Origin of the sequence: uncultured Lactobacillus sp. (genome assembly GCF_945290125.1) — a bacterium.
GTDB lineage: Bacteria > Bacillota > Bacilli > Lactobacillales > Lactobacillaceae > Lactobacillus > Lactobacillus rizhaonensis.
Map to the genome: position 1 here is coordinate 1 of NZ_CALYQV010000041.1, position 16170 is coordinate 16170.

Genomic DNA, 16170 nt, shown 5'->3' on the forward strand with positions numbered 1-16170 from the left:
TTAACTTTTGGCGTGATGATATATGTTACCAGCAATTGCTGAACAATAGAGAAAAAGTTGCCGGCGGCCCAATACAGGGCAACGGATCCTGAGACAGAAAGACAGATAAAGAGTGTCATAATAGGGTTCATGAGCATCATCGACTGCATTTGCTTCTTTTGCTCTTGGGGAATTCCTACGAGTGAAAGATATCCTTGTGCAAAAGCAAAAATTGTAGCCAAAATAGTGACCGAAATTGATCTGCTACTTAAGGAGATACCGAAAAATGACGAACTAGCCAAGCTCTTGGAGTACATTACGGCATCATAAATACCAATCATAATAGGGAACTGAATAATTAGGGGCAAGCAGCCCATCCCTCCGGTCAGAGACAAATGGTTTTTGGAATAAAGTTCTCGTTGCCAACCGGCCAAGGTCATTTGCTGGTCCTGATTCAGATCCTTACGTTTCATAGTATCCTGAATTAATTTCATCTGCGGTTGTAAACGAGACATTTTCTCTTGTTGTGTAGTTGATTTCTTTTGTTGATTAAGCATTAGAGGCAAAAGAATCATTCTAACTACAAGGGTCATTAAGATAATGGCCCAACCGGCTCCATTTGCTCCACCTATGATGTTGGAAAAATAGAGCATGATATTTTGCATAGGTTTGCCGATAAACTTATAAATCGACCCATATATAAAGCCCGTTGGTGGCTTATTAGCACCACCACTTTGTGCGCAAGCAGTGACAATCAGCATGACCGCCAAGCAAATAGCAATTAATCCAATATATTTACGAAATTTTTTCATTCAACTCACCCAATTATTATTTTTTGTCAATAACTAATATAATACATGAAAACCAGTTATTTTGCCCGCTTTTATCAGTTTTTCTTTCTTGATAGTTGAAATTCGGGCAAATTGCGAAATGTTTTTGGGTAATTCAGAGCAAAACTGATTGACTCTGTCCAGTTCAGCTTGTAAAGTAATTGTGACTGTTTCATCACTGTTATTGCGTACATTCCCATCTAATTCCATCTTATTAGCAAGGTTTAAGACGCTCCAGCGAAAGCCTACTCCTTGAACGATGCCTGAAATAGTTAATTGCCAGGTTTCCCTTAATTCATTGGTCGGATTGCATTCTCTTTTAATTTTATGTTTGTTAAAAAATCCCATAATAATCCTCCCTATACTACTTTCTTGATTTTAACATTTTAGCAGCTTGAAATTAAAAAATATATTATAAAAACGAAAGAAGATATCCAGATGCTAGAAAAAATAAGTTCGGTAAATAATAATTTAATAAAAGATCTATCTAAATTAAAACAAAAAAAGTATCGCCAAAAAGACAGTTCATACTTAATTGAAGGTTTTCACCTAATTGAAGAAGCACTAAAAGCGGGAGAAAAATACCTTTATCTGCTGGGAAGTGCTGCGGCAATCACTAAAATCAATGAAAACTTTCCTGAGGTAATAACCAGTAAGAAAACATTTATCATAAATTCGGCTATTGCTCATCACCTTTCTAGTACCAAAAATTCGCAGGATATTTTTATGGTTTTAAAAATGGCGCAACCCCGCGACTATCACGTGAATTTTGGCAAATGGGTTCTTTTAGACCATTTGGCAGATCCTGGCAATGTAGGTACCATTATTAGGACAGCAGATGCTGCTGGCTTTAATGGTGTTGTTTTTTCTCCTGCAAGTGTTGATATTTATAATCCTAAAACTCAAAGGGCAATGCAAGGAAGTCAGTTCCATGTTAAATTAATTATGCATGACCTAACAGAAGTTATTAAAGAAATGCAAGATAATTCAATACCTGTATATTCTAGTATGCTAGACAAAAATGCTAAAGAATTGCCCCAGTTTCATAAGGTGCCCCAATTAGGTTTGGTTATTGGCAATGAAGCTCATGGTGTTACTTCAGAAATAGCAGAAATGAGTGATGAAAAGTTATATATTCCTATTAAAGGCAAAGCTGAATCTTTAAATGCGGCTGTAGCTGCGGGTATTATAATCTATTATTTTGCTTAACTGCTAACACTTGTTTTTAGTAAGTATATTTAATATAATAAAAGACAAAGTAAAGCTTTCTTGTGGGAGGACGATATCATGACTCAAGGTATTAAGGACAAACGCTGTGCGGATTGTGGTGCTCCTAATTATGAATACTGCGAACATTTTATTAACGCATTTAAAATTATTGGCAAAAAGTGGAATGGACTAATCATCAGTTCTTTGTGTGCTGGCGATTATATGCGATTTAAAGACTTGGCTCAATGTGTTTTGCCTTGCTCCGATCGTGTTCTAGTTGAAAGATTGAAGGAATTGGAAAAAGAAAATATTGTTAATCGATCAGTTGATAGCAAAACAAAGATTATCTCTTATAGTCTGACTAAAAAAGGGGCAGAATTAAAACCCGTTTTCGATCAAATTCATGGTTGGGCTGATAAATGGGTTTAATTTCGCATATTCGCTTGCATGTTTTTCCAAAAAGTTATATTCTATTAACTAATTACAAAGAGTAAGACTAGTAGCAGCAATCATTTAGTCAGAGAAACTTTTTTATTGAGCTGAAAGAAAAGTTTAAACGGAACTGTGAATTTCATCTTACTAGTAGAATCTAATCCATTCCGGTATTCACCGTTAGCGAAATTGAAAGTGTGGACATTTTTGGTGTCCAAACTAGGGTGGTACCGCGAAGCTTCGTCCCTTATGGGATGAAGCTTTTTTGTTTGATTTGAAAGGAAAATTTTTATGGACTTGTTTGACAGGTTAAAAGAGCTGCGTGAAAAAGGTCTGGTAGAGATCAATAAGGCTAAGAACGAGGAAATGTTAAATGATGTTCGCGTTAAATTAACTGGTCGCAAAAGTGAATTAACTGAAATCCTCCATTCAATGAAAGATATTGATCCCAGTGATAGACGTGAAGTAGGACAACGTGTTAATAAATTACGTGATCTTTTTAACAGCAAGCTGGATGATGCTAAAACAGAGATAGTAGAGGCATTAGTAGAAGAGCAGTTAAACAAAGAAAAAATAGATGTTACGTTACCCGGAAGAGAAATGCACCTTGGCGCTAAGCACCCAATTAATATTATTTTAGATGACCTGGAAAAATACTTTATTGGTATGGGTTATGAAGTCGTGCAGGGACCAGAAATAGAAACTGACCACTACTGCTTCGAAATGATGAACTTGCCTAAAGACCATCCAGCAAGAGATATGCAGGAAACTTTCTATATTGATTCTGATAACTTATTGCGTTCACAAACTTCAGGTGATCAGGCACGAGTTTTGGAAAAACACGATTTTGCTAAAGGACCTTTAAAAATGGTGGGACCTGGAAAAGTTTATCGTCGCGATGATGATGATGCCACTCACTCCCATCAGTTTATGCAGATGGAAGGATTAGTAGTTGATAAGAACATTACAATGGGTGATTTGAAGGGAACTTTAGAACTAATGGCCAAGCATATTTTTGGTCAAGATCGCGAAACCCGTCTTCGTCCTAGTTACTTTCCTTTTACTGAACCTTCTGTAGAAATGGACGTTTCCTGCTTTAATTGCAATGGCAAAGGCTGTTCTATTTGTAAATATACAGGTTGGATTGAAGTTTTAGGTGCTGGAATGGTTCATCCTAACGTTATAGAAAATGCTGGAATTGATTCCAATGTATATGGTGGTTTTGCTTTTGGTGTGGGATTAGACCGTTTCGCTATTCTTAAATATGGTATTGATGATATTCGTGATTTTTACACAAACGATGTCCGCTTCTTAGAACAATTCAGTAGGGAGGAAAGATAATGCTAGTTTCATACAATTGGCTAAAGGATTTTATTAAGTTGGACCAAGATCCTAATGATTTGGCTGAAAAAATAACTCGGACAGGTGTTGAAGTAGCAGAAGTTAAACACCCTGAAGATGGTCTGAAGAAGTTGGTAGTGGGTCATATTATTGACTGCGAACCAATTTCTGGTACGCACTTAAATTTAACTCACGTTGATGTAGGAGAAAAAGAACTATACCAAATTGTTTGCGGTGCTCCTAATGTTGCTGCCGGAGAAGACGTTGTGGTTGCATTACCAGGTGCTAGAATTGCCGATAATGTTAAAATCAAAAAAACCAAATTGCGGGGCAATGAATCTAACGGTATGATTTGTGGCTTACAAGAAATAGGCTTCCCAGATAAGTTGGTACCCGAAAAGTACACAAATGGTATTTATGTTTTTCCACACGATGCAGAAATAAAACCTGGAGATTCAGCATTTGAACTACTAGGAATGGACGACTATATTTTTGACTTTGACATTACTCCTAATCGCGCGGACACATTGTCAATGGAAGGTTCGGCGTATGAAGTTGGTGCCATTACTGATGTACCGGTTAAAGTTGAAGGTGTAGTAGTTAAAGAAGACGGTCCCAATTGGACCAATGATTTTACTGTCGATGTGGATTCTCAGCTTGCACCTAAATTTTATTTACGCAAAATCAGTAATGTCAAAATTGGCGACAGCCCTCTTTGGCTCCAAAGAAGACTATGGAATGCGGGAATAAGACCCATTAACAATGTAGTTGATGTTACTAACTACATTATGCTTTTAACCGGTCAACCAATGCACAGTTACGATGCCAGAGCTTTTAAAACACATAAACTAGTAGTTAGAAAAGCTAATAAAGAAGAAAAACTGACTTTGTTAAATAATAAAGAAGTTGATCTTGATCCCAATGACATCGTCATTACTAATGGTGAAGATGTAGTGATGATGGCGGGTGTAATGGGAGGACTTAATTCAGAAATTGAATCAGATACTACAGATGTTTTGTTAGAATCTGCTATTTTTGATCCCACTTTAATTAGAAAGGCTGCTCTGCGCCATGCAAATAGAACTGAAGCTTCTAGTCGTTATGAAAAGGGCGTTAATTGGGATGCTACTACCAGGGCGTTAGATATGGCTGCGTTGCTTTTAAGAAATGATGCTTCTGGAACAATTAATGAAGGTGTCATTACAGGCAGTTCAGTAAAACGCAAATCAACTAAAATTACCACAACAATCTCTTATATCAATAAAGTATTAGGTACTGAGGTATCTTCTTCAGAAATTGCTGCCATTTTTGCCCGCTTGAATTTTAAAATTGAAATTAACGGTGATAATTTAATTGTCGATGTACCCGCAAGGCGCTGGGATATTGCTATTCCTGCTGATCTGGTTGAGGAAGTGGGACGCTTATATGGTTATGATAATATTAAGTCAACGCAACCGATCCTAGCAGAAACACATGGCGGCTACTCTAAAAAAGAAGAAACCATTAGACGCATTAAAAATGTGGTTCAAGGCCAAGGCTTAATTGAAGCTATTTCCTATTCATTAACTTCGCTTGAAAAAGCAATTGGTTTTTCCAAGGAACCTAAGAAACCCGTTGAAGTCCAAATGCCGTTGAATTCCAATCGTTCAACTTTAAGACAAAACCTAATGACTGGTTTGGTCGATGCTGCGAGCTACAATATGGCACGTAAGCAAAATCAGCTGGCAATTTTTGAACAGGGACGTGTCTATGATTTTGAAAATAACAATTATAATGAGCATGAACATTTAGCTGCGTTATATAGCGGTAATGTTTATTTCGAAAACTGGCAGAATGATAATGAAAAAATTGATTTCTTTTATGTTAAAGGACAATTGACTAATCTGTTCTCAGCCCTGGGAATTAATTTGAATGATGTTGAATACCGAGCTGAAGTAATCATGTACATGCATCCTACTAGAACTGCAGGTATATACATTAAAAACAAATATGTTGGCATGATTGGTATGCTGGATCGTCCTGTTACTCAGTCTAATAAGGCAATGAAAGATAGCGAAATTTACGGCTATGAATTGAATCTTGATGACATTATTCCATTAATTCTTAATCCACAAACTACTGCTCAAAGCGCTCCTAAATTTCCTGCAGTTGAACGCGATCTGTCAATTTTAGTAGATAAAGATGTAACTAATCAAGCTGTTGAGGATATTATAAAAGCAAATGGTGGAAAATATCTCTATAACCTGCGTATTATTGATGTCTACCGTGGTTCTCACATTGCTGAAGATAAAAAGAGCTTTGCTTATCGTTTAACATTTCTCAATGAAAATGACACATTAACTGATGAAATCGTTAATAAAGCAATGAATTCTATTGATGCTAGTCTTGAAAAACAACTAAAAGTAGAAATACGTTAATTATTGACATTAACCGTTTAAGTGAATATCATAGACCAGTGCAAAAAGAATTTTAACTTTAAGGAGTAGAAAGTTTTATGCCTGAAAAATCATATCCGATGACTGCTGAAGGTAAAGAAAAACTTGAAGCAGAATTAAAAAATTTAAAAGTTGTAAAGCGGCCAGAAGTAATTGAAAGAATCAAGGTCGCCCGTTCTTATGGCGATTTATCCGAAAACTCGGAATATGATGCAGCCAAAGATGAGCAAAGCCATCTTGAAGATCGCATTAGTATTGTTGAAGACATGCTTAAGTATGCTCATGTTGTTGATGCTAATGCTAGTGATCCAGATGAAGTTGCTGTAGGTAAAACTGTTACCTATACTGAAGTTGGTGAGGATGAACCTGAGACATATACAATTGTTGGTAGTGATGAATCTGATCCAATGAATGGTAAGATTTCTAATGATTCACCGATTGCTCAAGCAATTTTGGGAAAGAAAAAAGGTGAAACAGTAACTATTTCAACACCTGGTGGCAAATTTGATGTCGTAATCAATAAAGTTGAAGAAAAATAGCTAGTTTGATAGAGCTATTTTAGAATAACGCTTATAAAAATAAAAAGTCCAGAACAGCTGTACTTCTATAATAGAAGTGGTAACCGTCTGGTCTTTTTATTTTAAATTTAATGACTAGTAAAGTAGCGGTAGTCCTTGCTTTTATCAAAGATAACACCACGAGCATTTTCACCGTTAGAAATAGAAAACTGGGCTTGTGGATATTTTTCATGAACTTTATTTTCAAGAAAATCGCGCAACATTTGATTATTGGCAAGTACAGAACCAGTCAGCGCAATTTTCATTGGCTTGGGCTCTTCATACCGGTCCATTCCGATTGTAATATCTCTTGCAAGCAGTTCAGCTTGCTCTTTTATTACAGCTGAAGCAAAAGGATCACCTTTATCAGCTAATTGAGCTACGTTCACAGCCATTGAAGCAAAATCAGAATTGCTGGTTTTGTAAAACTTGGCAGTAGCATCATTTAAATTATCAACTTTAAAAAGTTTATTAAACATTCCAATTAATTCATTGTCTTCTCGTTTATCCCAACTAAGTAAAGCAGATTTTAAAGCACTTAGTGAGATAGCATAGCCTGAGCCTTCGTCACCTAAAATGGAACCATAGCCACCAGTGGAGATAATGCTGCCATGCTGTAAGCCATTGAAAACAGAACCAGTACCAGCAATAACAAGACCGCCATCTTCACCTTCAAGTCCATTATAAAGAGCTAAGAGGGAGTCGGTAACTGCTCTGGTTGGCAGGTTATCAACCTTGGCAGAGATTTCAGCGGCTACTTCTGGCGCATGACCGATAACTGATAAACCAGCCATTCCACAGAGAATCCGTTGACAATCTCCATCAATTTCGTCAACTAATTCGTTGATTGCTTTTGTGATGTTAGTAATGGCATTATTATAGTCCGTATTTACTTGTCCAGGACCGGCTTGAGCCTCTGCCAGTTTTTGCCCCTTTGAGTCATAAGCTATTGCTGTAGTGTGCGTTCCTCCAGCATCAACTCCAATAAGATATTTAAGTGTCATAGTTTGATCTTCTTTCTATATTTTATCCCACTTTTATTTTATTACATTTAGAAAAAATACTGAAGATTTTTCGCAAAAGTATTTGTGTGCAGTTTTGGCCTTTCTGATCAATAAGTATTCTATCTTAAAGTTTTTCCAAAACGTTACCATCTCAATAGATTTGTACTCTAGTTTTTGTTAAAATTACACTAGTTTAGTGAGGTTGAGGCTAAGTGAATTTTTTCAAGAAAAAACTGAAAACTAAAAATAATAATGCCAAAAAACAAGCTTCTACTCCAATCAGGATGAAGATAATTTTAGGTATTATTTTTGTCCTTTTTGCGGCTTTGATTGGACAACTAGCATACTTGCAAATAGGTTATGGCTCACGCTTTAAAGCTGAAGTACAAAAATCTAATTCGGCAATAGTTTCCAGTCAAGTTCCTCGCGGTGTTATGTATGACAATAAAGGTCGTGTACTGGTAGGGAATAAGGCTAAAAATGCTATTACTTATACTAAAAGTGTTTCGACTACAACCGAAGATATCTATGCAATTTCCAACTCTCTTAGTCATTATATTTCTATCAAGGATGAGAAGCCGACTGAACAACAAGTAATTGATTATTATTTGGCAAATAAGGAAAATAGTGCTAAAGAATCTGCCAAAGTTCCTAAATCCTTCAGAGCCAAACAGGATGACAATTTAATTAATCAAAAAATCAAAGAACAGGTTAGTGCAGAACATATTAAGCTGAATGCACGTGAGAAAACAGCGGCATTAATTTATAATAAAATTTCAGGAGCCTATACTCTTTCTACAATTTATATTAAGAATAATCATTTAACAGACAAAGAAATTGCGGAGGTGGGTGAGCACCTCTCAGAGCTTCCTGGTGTAGGCATTGGAACTGACTGGCAAAGATCTTATCCTAATGGTTCGTCTATCCGCAGTATTATTGGTTCTGTCTCAACAGAAAAGGCCGGCTTGCCTAGTGATAATTTACAATATTACTTAACAAACGGCTATTCTCGGAATGATCGGGTAGGTACATCATATTTGGAAGAAAAATATGAACCCCTACTCAAGGGAACTAAGTCAACCAGCAAAGTTTGGACTAAGAATTCGGGAGACATCGAGCAGTCAAAATCGGTTTATTCTGGGCAGGCAGGCACCAGTTTAGTTTTGACCCTTGATGCTAAATATCAAAAACAGGTTCAAAGTTCATTAGAAAAAATCTATGCTTCTGCTATTGGGTCAGGTGCCGCTCACTATTCAAATGGTGCATATGCCATTGCAATGAATCCTAAAACCGGTGCAATTCTAGCTATGGCTGGCATCAGCCGTGATCCTAAGAAAAATAAAACTACCAATAATGCATTAGGCGTTATTAATCAGTCTTTTGTCATGGGCTCGGCAGTTAAAGGTGCAATGGTAAGTGGAGGATTAATAAATAAAGTAATTACTCCTACCAATAATGTAATGCCGGATACCCCAGTTTATTTACCTAGTACGCCGGTCAAAAAGTCAGTATATCCAATTGGCACTTTTAGTGCGCTAGATGCTGAAACTGCTTTAGAAGTTTCCAGTAATATTTATATGATGCATTTGGCAATGAAATGGGTTAATGCGTCTTATGTTCCTAAAATGAGGATCACCATGCCTCAAACAGCCTTTGAAACTTTGCGCCACAATTTTAATATGTTTGGTTTGGGTCAAAAGACTGGAATTGATTTACCGGGAGAAATATCGGGTATTCAAGGTAGATCATTCAATGATCAGGGATTAGTTCTTTCAGGTTCTGTACTTGACTTATCATATGGTAACTATGATGCTTATACACTTATCCAAATGGCACAATATGTTTCAACGATAGCTAATGGTGGCTATCGCATGCAGCCTTATGTGGTGCAGTCGGTTGGTAGAACGGCAAATAATGGTAAAAAAGTTTATATTGACTATAACAAAAAGCCTCAGGTACAGTTACGCATACCTTGGACTCAAGATGAGCTTAATATCATCAGACAAGGCTTCTGGCGTGTTGTTCATGGTACAAATTCCTGGGGTACCGCTCATAAATTGAAAAAAGTGAAACCATCTATTTCGGGAAAGTCGGGAACAGCTCAAACATTTTATTACGATTCTGATAATCCTAACCAGAAAAATCCACCAGAACTAGTCAATGCTACTTTTGTTGGTTATGCACCGTCGAATAATCCTGAAATTGCTACAGCTGTAATTTTTCCTGGACTGGATCCCAAATTGGAAGGATCCTATACATTACAAATGACTAAGGCGATGGTACAGGACTACTTTAAATTACATAAAAAATAGAATTTTGTTAATATTACTGGTAATAATAATAGAAAAATGCTAAGATAATACAGTCAGAATAAAAGCGTAGGTGGTGAAAGAAATGGCAGATAACATCATTTTGGAATGCACCGAATGTGGCGATAGAAGTTACTTATCTAAGAAAAACAAGCGTAAGCATCCGGAACGTTTAAGTTTGAAGAAGTATTGCCCAGTAGAAAGACATACTACTCTTCATCGTGAAACTAAGTAATTAACTAATATAGTAGGAGCCTATGCTCCTGCTATTTTTTATATGGAAGAATCATGACAAAAAAAGAAATAAGACAACAACAAATTGAAAAGTTGAGCGAATTTGCTGAATCGGCAGAAAAGGATGCTGAAGATCAGGTTTTGCTTAAAAGTATTATGAACTCTGAGATCATTAGTAATTGTCAAAGCATTGGCATAACCTCTTCCTTGAGTTATGAAGTTGACACTTCAGGTTTGATTGCTCAGTTATGGGATCAAGGTAAAGATGTTTACTTAGCACGTGCAAATGATAATGCTGAACGTACTCAAGATTTTATTTATTATAGTTATATGACGAAATTAACAAAGTCAAAGTTTGGTGTTGAAGAAGTAAATGAGCCGAATGCTCAAATCAACAATGATTTAGATCTGATTATTGTTCCTGGACTAGCCTTTGCCTTGGATTCGCATCAACGTTTGGGATTTGGCGGAGGCTATTATGACCGTTTTTTGTCAAAGCATACTAATTCTAAAACAGTAGCTCTGGCCAATTCCAAGATGATTTTTAAGACAGCTCCCTGGAAAGTGGAAGCGACCGATATAGCTATTCAAACAATTATTACTCCGGAATCCATTTTTACGAATTAATTGAGGTTATAATGAATCAGCGACAAAACCTGAAAAGTTGTTACATAACCGTAAGTATATTAGCCGTTCTCTTACTAGTATTTTTAATTGAAACGGCCATTGGTGGTTCAGAAAATATTTATGTTCTAATGAAAATGGGAGCCATGAAAAATGATGCCGTTGTCATAGGTAATCAGTGGTGGCGTCTGTTTACGGCCCAATTTTTGCATATGGGAATTATGCATCTGGTTTCTAACGCGGTTATGATCTATTATCTTGGGATGTATATGGAAACCATTATTGGTCATTGGCGCTTTTTAATAATATATCTTCTTTCTGGTATAGGGGGTAACTTATTAAGCTTGGCTTGGGGCAGTGATAATGCTATTAGTGCTGGGGCTTCAACAGCCTTATTTGGATTATTTGGTGCTATGACAGCAATTGCTTTGCAAAATCGGACCAACCCTATTTTGGTGTACCTTGGCAAACAATCATTTTGGTTAGCTTTAATTAATATAGTGATTGATTTGTTCGCACCTAATATTGATATACCAGGTCACATTGGCGGTTTCGTTATGGGATTTTTAGTTGCAGTAATTCTGGGTGAAAAAACTTTAAGACAATACTCAGTTAAAAAGCGTGTTATCGCTCTTTGTTTACTAATTATTTATTGTGTGGCAACCGTCAGAATGGGCATGGTAATCAATTTATAATGAAAACTTTGTATGACGTGCAGCAGCTTCTTGAAAAATATGGTATTTTTGTTCATGTAGGCAAAAGAATCTGGGACATTGAGTTGATGGCACTTGAACTTGACAACATTAACCATTCACACTTAATTGACCAGCATGATTATTTAGTCGCTAAATTAATATTGCGACGTGAATATGAGTATGAAGAGCGCCACAATAAAGATAAGCATAAATATTAGTTTTGTTTATGCGCAGTAGTTTTTAAATTTTAGTGGGAGAAATAAATTTATGTCATCTTTTTTACTTATTTTAGACGTAGTTTTAATTGTCATCATATTAGCTTTTGTGGCAGTTTGGCTGTGGAATAAAATACAAACTAAACGCTTGGGTAATGGAGATTTAACCAACGAAGAATTTAATAAAGGAATGCGTAAGGCGCAAGTAGTAGATTTACGTGATAAAGCTCCTTTTAAAAGAAAACATATTGATGGAGCCAGAAACTTGCCTTACACGATGCTTAAATACCAATATACTGAATTGAGAGTTGATTTACCCGTTTATTTGTATTCCGACTCTTTATCAGTTACTTTACGTGCTGCCAGATTTTTACAAAAAAAGCATTTTTCTTCAATTAAATGGTTGAAGAATGGCTTTGATGAGTGGGATGGACGCACCAAGAAATCTAAATATTAAATAAAAAACATGTTTGTTGCACTTATCAAACGTGTTTTTTCTATGTTATCCATGAATGAGAATGTGATTATGCAAAAAGTTATAGCTCTCGTAGGACCGACGGCTATTGGTAAAACTGCTTTGGCAATTGAGCTTGCTCAGAGAATTAATGCTGAAATAATTTCAGGTGACTCCATGCAGGTCTACAGAGAGGTCGCAATTGGAACCGCTAAGGCAACTCCTACAGAACAAAAATTGGTACCCCATTATTTGGTCGACACTCAAACAATTTTTAAACCTTATTCAGTAGTTAATTTTGTTACCCAGGCAGAAAAAGCTATTGAGCAAATAGTGAAGAAAAATAAAGTGCCATTGTTGGTCGGCGGCACTGGCTTTTACGTTAATGCTTTGCTTAATAAAATGCAATTAGGTGAGCCGAGTAAAGAAAGTGAAGCTATATCAGATAAATGGCAGGGCTATTTAAATAAAAACGGTAAAGTAAAGCTTTGGCAAGAACTAAAAAAACGTGATCCAGTAGCTGCTCAAAAAATTCCGTTAAACAATTCACGTAGGGCTTTAAGAGCTTTAACGGTAATTGATCGTACAGGACACAAATTTTCAGAACAACAGGACAAAATTGAACCGCGATACCAGTATTTTATTATTGGATTAAATTCTGCACGTTCAAAAATTTACTCTAGGATTAATAAACGTGTTGATCAAATGATGGACGAGGGCTTACTTGACGAAGCCCGTTTTGTCTATCAAAATCGTGATAAAGAATATACTATTTTACAGGCTATTGGCTATAAGGAATTTTTTCCTTATTTTGCTGGTCAGGATAGTCTGGAAAATTGTATTAAAAATTTAAAAAGAGCTTCGAGAAGATATGCTAAAAGACAGTTGACGTATTTTCACCACCAGTTACCTGTATACTGGTTTGATCCTTTAGCTGATTCAAATTGTTTGCAAGAGATTTTACAGAAAGTTGAGGAATGGTTAAATGAATAATTGGCCAAAAGAATTACAAGAAATTGTAGCTGATATTGATAAAAAGATTGAGCCGCAGCTGGCAAAAATTGAGCAAAACATTCTTTTTAATCAAAATAAAGTTCTGCAGGCGTTTAAAGACAAGGCTGTAGCAGAATCAGATTTGATTGGCAGTACTGGCTATGGTTCAGATGACAGCGGACGAGACAAGCTTGATCGTATTTACGCCCAAATTTTTCACACAGAAGATGCTTTAGTACGGTCACAATTTGTTTCTGGCACCCACACTTTGGCTACAGCCATGGCTGGTAATTTATTGCCAGGCGACGAATTAACATACTTAACGGGTATGCCTTATGATACTTTGCAACAAGTTATCGGAATTGCCGGTAATGGCAGGGGCAGTTTAAAAGAATATGAAGTAAAATTCTCTCACGTTGATTTATTACCTGATGGCAGCGTTGATTTTGCTTCAGCTCGCAAATTGCTTACAGATCATCAACCCAAAATGGTAGTCATTCAGCGTTCACGTGGTTATAATACTAGACCTAGTTTCACTGTAAGTAAGATTAAGCCGATGATAACTATGATTAGGGAAGTTTCACCTAAGAGCATTATTTTTGTTGATAATTGTTATGGGGAATTTTCAGAAAAACACGAACCCACGGAATATGGTGCCGATTTAATGGCGGGTTCTTTAATTAAGAATGCTGGTGGTGGTCTAGCAAAAATTGGTGGGTATGTTGTTGGTAAGCACGAATTAATTGAAAATACTGCTACCCGTCTTACAGCTGGCGGAATAGGTAGAGAAGAAGGTGCCAGTTTAAATAACAATTTGGATTATTTTGAAGGCTTGTTTATATCTCCAAGCGTTACTGGCAATGCTATCAAAGGCGCAATTTATGCGTCTGCACTTTTAGAAAAGATGGGGTTAGAAGTTTCTCCTAAATGGGATGAGGACAGAACTGACTTAATTCAAACCGTTATTTTCCATAATAAAGATAAAATGATTAGGTTCACAAAAACTCTGCAGGAGAACTCGCCCATTAATTCATTTGTGGATCCGATACCAAGTAATGACACCGGATATGAGGATCAGGTGATCATGGCAGACGGGTCCTTCGTTGAAGGTGCAAGTATTGAATTTTCTGGGGATGGTCCAATCAGGCCACCATATGCTTTGTATATGCAGGGTGGATTGACCTATGCTCATGTGAAAATAGCGATCACCAATGCAGTTAACGAATTATTTTTTTAGAACAAGTAACAAATATTTATAAATGTAAAGTAAAACTTTGGTAAAGATTTAATATTTTTTGTTAGACCACTTTACAATGATTTAATCCTTTGCTAATCTTATATCTAGTTTTAAATGAGGAATATAATTCAAATTAAGACTATACCAATTATTGTATGATTTTTTAGGTGGAGAAGCATGACAAAGAAAATTTCAGCAGACGACATCAGAAAAAGTGTAGAAAAAGAAGATGTCAGATTTATTAGACTAGCTTTTACAGATATTAACGGAACTCTTAAGGCAGTTGAAGTTCCAAATAGTCAGCTAGACAAAGTTTTGAGTAATGATGTACGCTTTGATGGTTCTTCAATTGACGGATTTGTTCGGTTGGAAGAAAGTGATATGATATTATTTCCCGATTTCTCAACTTGGTCCGTTTTGCCTTGGGATGACAGCACAGGTGGTAAAATTGGCTGTTTAATTTGTTCGGTTCATACCACAGACGGCAAACCTTTTGCTGGAGATCCTAGAAATAATCTCAAAAGAATCATTGGTCAGATGAAAGAAATGGGTTTTACGGCTTTTGACATAGGGTTTGAAGCAGAGTTTCATTTACTTAAACTCGATCAAAATGGTAATTGGACTACAGAAGTTCCTGATCATGCATCATATTTTGATTTAACTTCAAATGATGAAAGTGCGAGCTGCCGTAGAGATATTGTTGAAACTTTAGAGAGTATTGGCTTTGAAGTAGAAGCTGCTCACCATGAAGTTGGAGACGGTCAACAGGAAATTGACTTTAGGTTTGATGATGCTTTAGCAACGGCCGATCGTGTTCAAACTTTTAAAATGATCGTACGAGAGATTGCCAAACGACATGGTTTGTTTGCGACATTTATGGCTAAGCCTTTACAAGGTCAGGCAGGAAATGGTATGCACACTAATATGTCATTATTTAAGGGTAATAAAAACGCTTTTTATGATGAAAACAACAAATATAATTTGTCAAAAACGGCTTTGTATTTCTTAAATGGTATTTTGGAACATGCCCGTGCAATTACTGCTGTCGGTAATCCAACTGTTAATTCTTATAAACGTTTAATTCCTGGTTTTGAGGCACCAGTATATATTTCTTGGGCTTCAAAGAATCGTTCACCAATGGTTCGAGTTCCTGCTGCTGGTGAATTGAATACTCGTCTTGAAATGCGTTCAGCTGATCCTACTGCCAACCCATATTTGCTTTTGGCTGCCTGCTTAAGTGCCGGTATGGCGGGAATTAAGGAAGAAAAAATGCCTATGGCACCAGTTACTTGCAACTTATTTACTTTAAGTGAAAAACAACGTAATGAAATGGGGATTAAACCGTTGCCTTCGACTTTGCATAATGCCCTTAAAGCATTTAAGGAGGACAAGTTAATTCAAGATGCTTTAGGAGAACACTTAACTCAAAGCTTTATTGATTCTAAGGAATTGGAATGGTCGCAATATACTCAAACGGTTTCTGACTGGGAACGAAATCGTTATATGGGATATTAAACTAACTTAATCTAGTTTAGAAATTATTTCAAATTTGATTAATAAATTCATTATAGGTTTTTGTGTCAAGCTATTAGTTAGCTTGACATTTTTGTTTTGACAGTTTT

General features: G+C 36.3%; 17 protein-coding genes and 1 other annotated feature. Of the genes, 14 read left to right on the plus strand and 3 right to left on the minus strand.

Features of this window, described 5'->3' with window-relative positions:
- Both yidC and Q0K80_RS07450 read right to left on the minus strand, forming a co-directional pair.
- Nucleotides 1–791, minus strand: a 791-nt coding sequence (yidC, locus tag Q0K80_RS07445) for a membrane protein insertase YidC (RefSeq protein WP_294604950.1), incomplete at its 3' end; no start/stop codon positions are given.
- Nucleotides 792–824: 33 nt separating this feature from the next.
- Nucleotides 825–1157: an acylphosphatase gene (locus tag Q0K80_RS07450; protein ID WP_294604953.1), complete on the minus strand. Its 333-nt coding sequence runs from the start codon at nucleotides 1155–1157 to the stop codon at nucleotides 825–827.
- A 90-nt stretch (nucleotides 1158–1247) separates the two neighbouring features.
- On the opposite strand from Q0K80_RS07450, the gene Q0K80_RS07455 reads away from it, so the two are divergent.
- From Q0K80_RS07455 to greA, 5 genes are all read left to right on the plus strand, one after another.
- A complete protein-coding gene (locus Q0K80_RS07455) occupies nucleotides 1248–2018 on the plus strand; it encodes an RNA methyltransferase (RefSeq protein ID WP_294604955.1) in 771 nt (256 codons plus the stop codon).
- 78 nt (nucleotides 2019–2096) lie between these two features.
- The gene (locus Q0K80_RS07460) at nucleotides 2097–2447 is read left to right on the plus strand and encodes a helix-turn-helix domain-containing protein (protein WP_046325103.1); all 351 of its coding nucleotides are present in this window, start codon (nucleotides 2097–2099) and stop codon (nucleotides 2445–2447) included.
- Nucleotides 2448–2495: 48 nt separating this feature from the next.
- Nucleotides 2496–2701, plus strand: a binding site (T-box leader).
- Between the two features lie 40 nt (nucleotides 2702–2741).
- A complete protein-coding gene (gene pheS / locus Q0K80_RS07465; RefSeq protein ID WP_294604958.1) occupies nucleotides 2742–3791 on the plus strand; it encodes a phenylalanine--tRNA ligase subunit alpha in 1050 nt (349 codons plus the stop codon).
- Nucleotides 3791–6208, plus strand: a complete 2418-nt coding sequence (gene pheT, locus Q0K80_RS07470; RefSeq protein ID WP_294604960.1) for a phenylalanine--tRNA ligase subunit beta — start codon at nucleotides 3791–3793, stop codon at nucleotides 6206–6208. Before pheS ends, pheT begins: the two co-directional genes overlap by 1 nt.
- A gap of 77 nt (nucleotides 6209–6285) precedes the next feature.
- Complete coding sequence (greA, locus tag Q0K80_RS07475; RefSeq protein WP_294604963.1) at nucleotides 6286–6765, plus strand: transcription elongation factor GreA; 480 nt, start codon at nucleotides 6286–6288, stop codon at nucleotides 6763–6765.
- A 107-nt stretch (nucleotides 6766–6872) separates the two neighbouring features.
- On the opposite strand, the gene Q0K80_RS07480 is transcribed toward greA, so the two are convergent.
- Entirely contained in the window at nucleotides 6873–7787 is a 915-nt protein-coding gene (locus Q0K80_RS07480; protein WP_294604965.1) for a BadF/BadG/BcrA/BcrD ATPase family protein, read from the minus strand.
- Between the two features lie 212 nt (nucleotides 7788–7999).
- Here Q0K80_RS07480 and Q0K80_RS07485 point away from each other — a divergent pair, with 212 nt between their 5' ends.
- From Q0K80_RS07485 to glnA, 9 genes are all read left to right on the plus strand, one after another.
- Nucleotides 8000–10099: a penicillin-binding protein 2 gene (locus Q0K80_RS07485; RefSeq protein WP_294604967.1), complete on the plus strand. Its 2100-nt coding sequence runs from the start codon at nucleotides 8000–8002 to the stop codon at nucleotides 10097–10099.
- An 82-nt stretch (nucleotides 10100–10181) separates the two neighbouring features.
- Nucleotides 10182–10331 (plus strand): 50S ribosomal protein L33, encoded by a 150-nt coding sequence (rpmG, locus tag Q0K80_RS07490; protein WP_081945351.1) that lies wholly within the window; start codon nucleotides 10182–10184, stop codon nucleotides 10329–10331.
- Nucleotides 10332–10384: 53 nt separating this feature from the next.
- Nucleotides 10385–10957, plus strand: a complete 573-nt coding sequence (locus Q0K80_RS07495; protein ID WP_294604975.1) for a 5-formyltetrahydrofolate cyclo-ligase — start codon at nucleotides 10385–10387, stop codon at nucleotides 10955–10957.
- A gap of 11 nt (nucleotides 10958–10968) precedes the next feature.
- Complete coding sequence (locus tag Q0K80_RS07500) at nucleotides 10969–11649, plus strand: rhomboid family intramembrane serine protease (protein ID WP_294604977.1); 681 nt, start codon at nucleotides 10969–10971, stop codon at nucleotides 11647–11649.
- Nucleotides 11649–11867 (plus strand): YqgQ family protein, encoded by a 219-nt coding sequence (locus tag Q0K80_RS07505; RefSeq protein WP_046325095.1) that lies wholly within the window; start codon nucleotides 11649–11651, stop codon nucleotides 11865–11867. Before Q0K80_RS07500 ends, Q0K80_RS07505 begins: the two co-directional genes overlap by 1 nt.
- Nucleotides 11868–11916: 49 nt before the next feature.
- On the plus strand, nucleotides 11917–12321 hold the full coding sequence (locus Q0K80_RS07510; protein ID WP_294604982.1) for a rhodanese-like domain-containing protein: 405 nt from the start codon (nucleotides 11917–11919) through the stop codon (nucleotides 12319–12321).
- Between the two features lie 69 nt (nucleotides 12322–12390).
- On the plus strand, nucleotides 12391–13311 hold the full coding sequence (gene miaA / locus Q0K80_RS07515) for a tRNA (adenosine(37)-N6)-dimethylallyltransferase MiaA (RefSeq protein WP_294604985.1): 921 nt from the start codon (nucleotides 12391–12393) through the stop codon (nucleotides 13309–13311).
- Nucleotides 13304–14548, plus strand: a complete 1245-nt coding sequence (locus tag Q0K80_RS07520; RefSeq protein ID WP_294604987.1) for a methionine gamma-lyase family protein — start codon at nucleotides 13304–13306, stop codon at nucleotides 14546–14548. The genes miaA and Q0K80_RS07520 overlap by 8 nt, the downstream gene beginning before the upstream one ends.
- A 177-nt stretch (nucleotides 14549–14725) precedes the next feature.
- Entirely contained in the window at nucleotides 14726–16063 is a 1338-nt protein-coding gene (gene glnA, locus Q0K80_RS07525; protein WP_294604989.1) for a type I glutamate--ammonia ligase, read from the plus strand.
- The last annotated feature ends 107 nt before the right edge of the window (nucleotides 16064–16170 follow it).

Excerpts from the sequence above, each read along its gene's own strand:
- Q0K80_RS07450 (WP_294604953.1), bottom strand. The coding sequence starts at position 1,157 with ATGGGATTTTTTAACAAACATAAAATTAAAAGAGAATGCAATCCGACC.
- Q0K80_RS07455 (WP_294604955.1), top strand. The coding sequence starts at position 1,248 with ATGCTAGAAAAAATAAGTTCGGTAAATAATAATTTAATAAAAGATCTA.
- Q0K80_RS07460 (WP_046325103.1), top strand. The coding sequence starts at position 2,097 with ATGACTCAAGGTATTAAGGACAAACGCTGTGCGGATTGTGGTGCTCCT.
- pheS (WP_294604958.1), top strand. The coding sequence starts at position 2,742 with ATGGACTTGTTTGACAGGTTAAAAGAGCTGCGTGAAAAAGGTCTGGTA.
- pheT (WP_294604960.1), top strand. The coding sequence starts at position 3,791 with ATGCTAGTTTCATACAATTGGCTAAAGGATTTTATTAAGTTGGACCAA.
- greA (WP_294604963.1), top strand. The coding sequence starts at position 6,286 with ATGCCTGAAAAATCATATCCGATGACTGCTGAAGGTAAAGAAAAACTT.
- Q0K80_RS07480 (WP_294604965.1), bottom strand. The coding sequence starts at position 7,787 with ATGACACTTAAATATCTTATTGGAGTTGATGCTGGAGGAACGCACACT.
- rpmG (WP_081945351.1), top strand. The coding sequence starts at position 10,182 with ATGGCAGATAACATCATTTTGGAATGCACCGAATGTGGCGATAGAAGT.
- Q0K80_RS07495 (WP_294604975.1), top strand. The coding sequence starts at position 10,385 with ATGACAAAAAAAGAAATAAGACAACAACAAATTGAAAAGTTGAGCGAA.
- Q0K80_RS07500 (WP_294604977.1), top strand. The coding sequence starts at position 10,969 with ATGAATCAGCGACAAAACCTGAAAAGTTGTTACATAACCGTAAGTATA.
- Q0K80_RS07505 (WP_046325095.1), top strand. The coding sequence starts at position 11,649 with ATGAAAACTTTGTATGACGTGCAGCAGCTTCTTGAAAAATATGGTATT.
- Q0K80_RS07510 (WP_294604982.1), top strand. The coding sequence starts at position 11,917 with ATGTCATCTTTTTTACTTATTTTAGACGTAGTTTTAATTGTCATCATA.
- miaA (WP_294604985.1), top strand. The coding sequence starts at position 12,391 with ATGCAAAAAGTTATAGCTCTCGTAGGACCGACGGCTATTGGTAAAACT.
- Q0K80_RS07520 (WP_294604987.1), top strand. The coding sequence starts at position 13,304 with ATGAATAATTGGCCAAAAGAATTACAAGAAATTGTAGCTGATATTGAT.
- glnA (WP_294604989.1), top strand. The coding sequence starts at position 14,726 with ATGACAAAGAAAATTTCAGCAGACGACATCAGAAAAAGTGTAGAAAAA.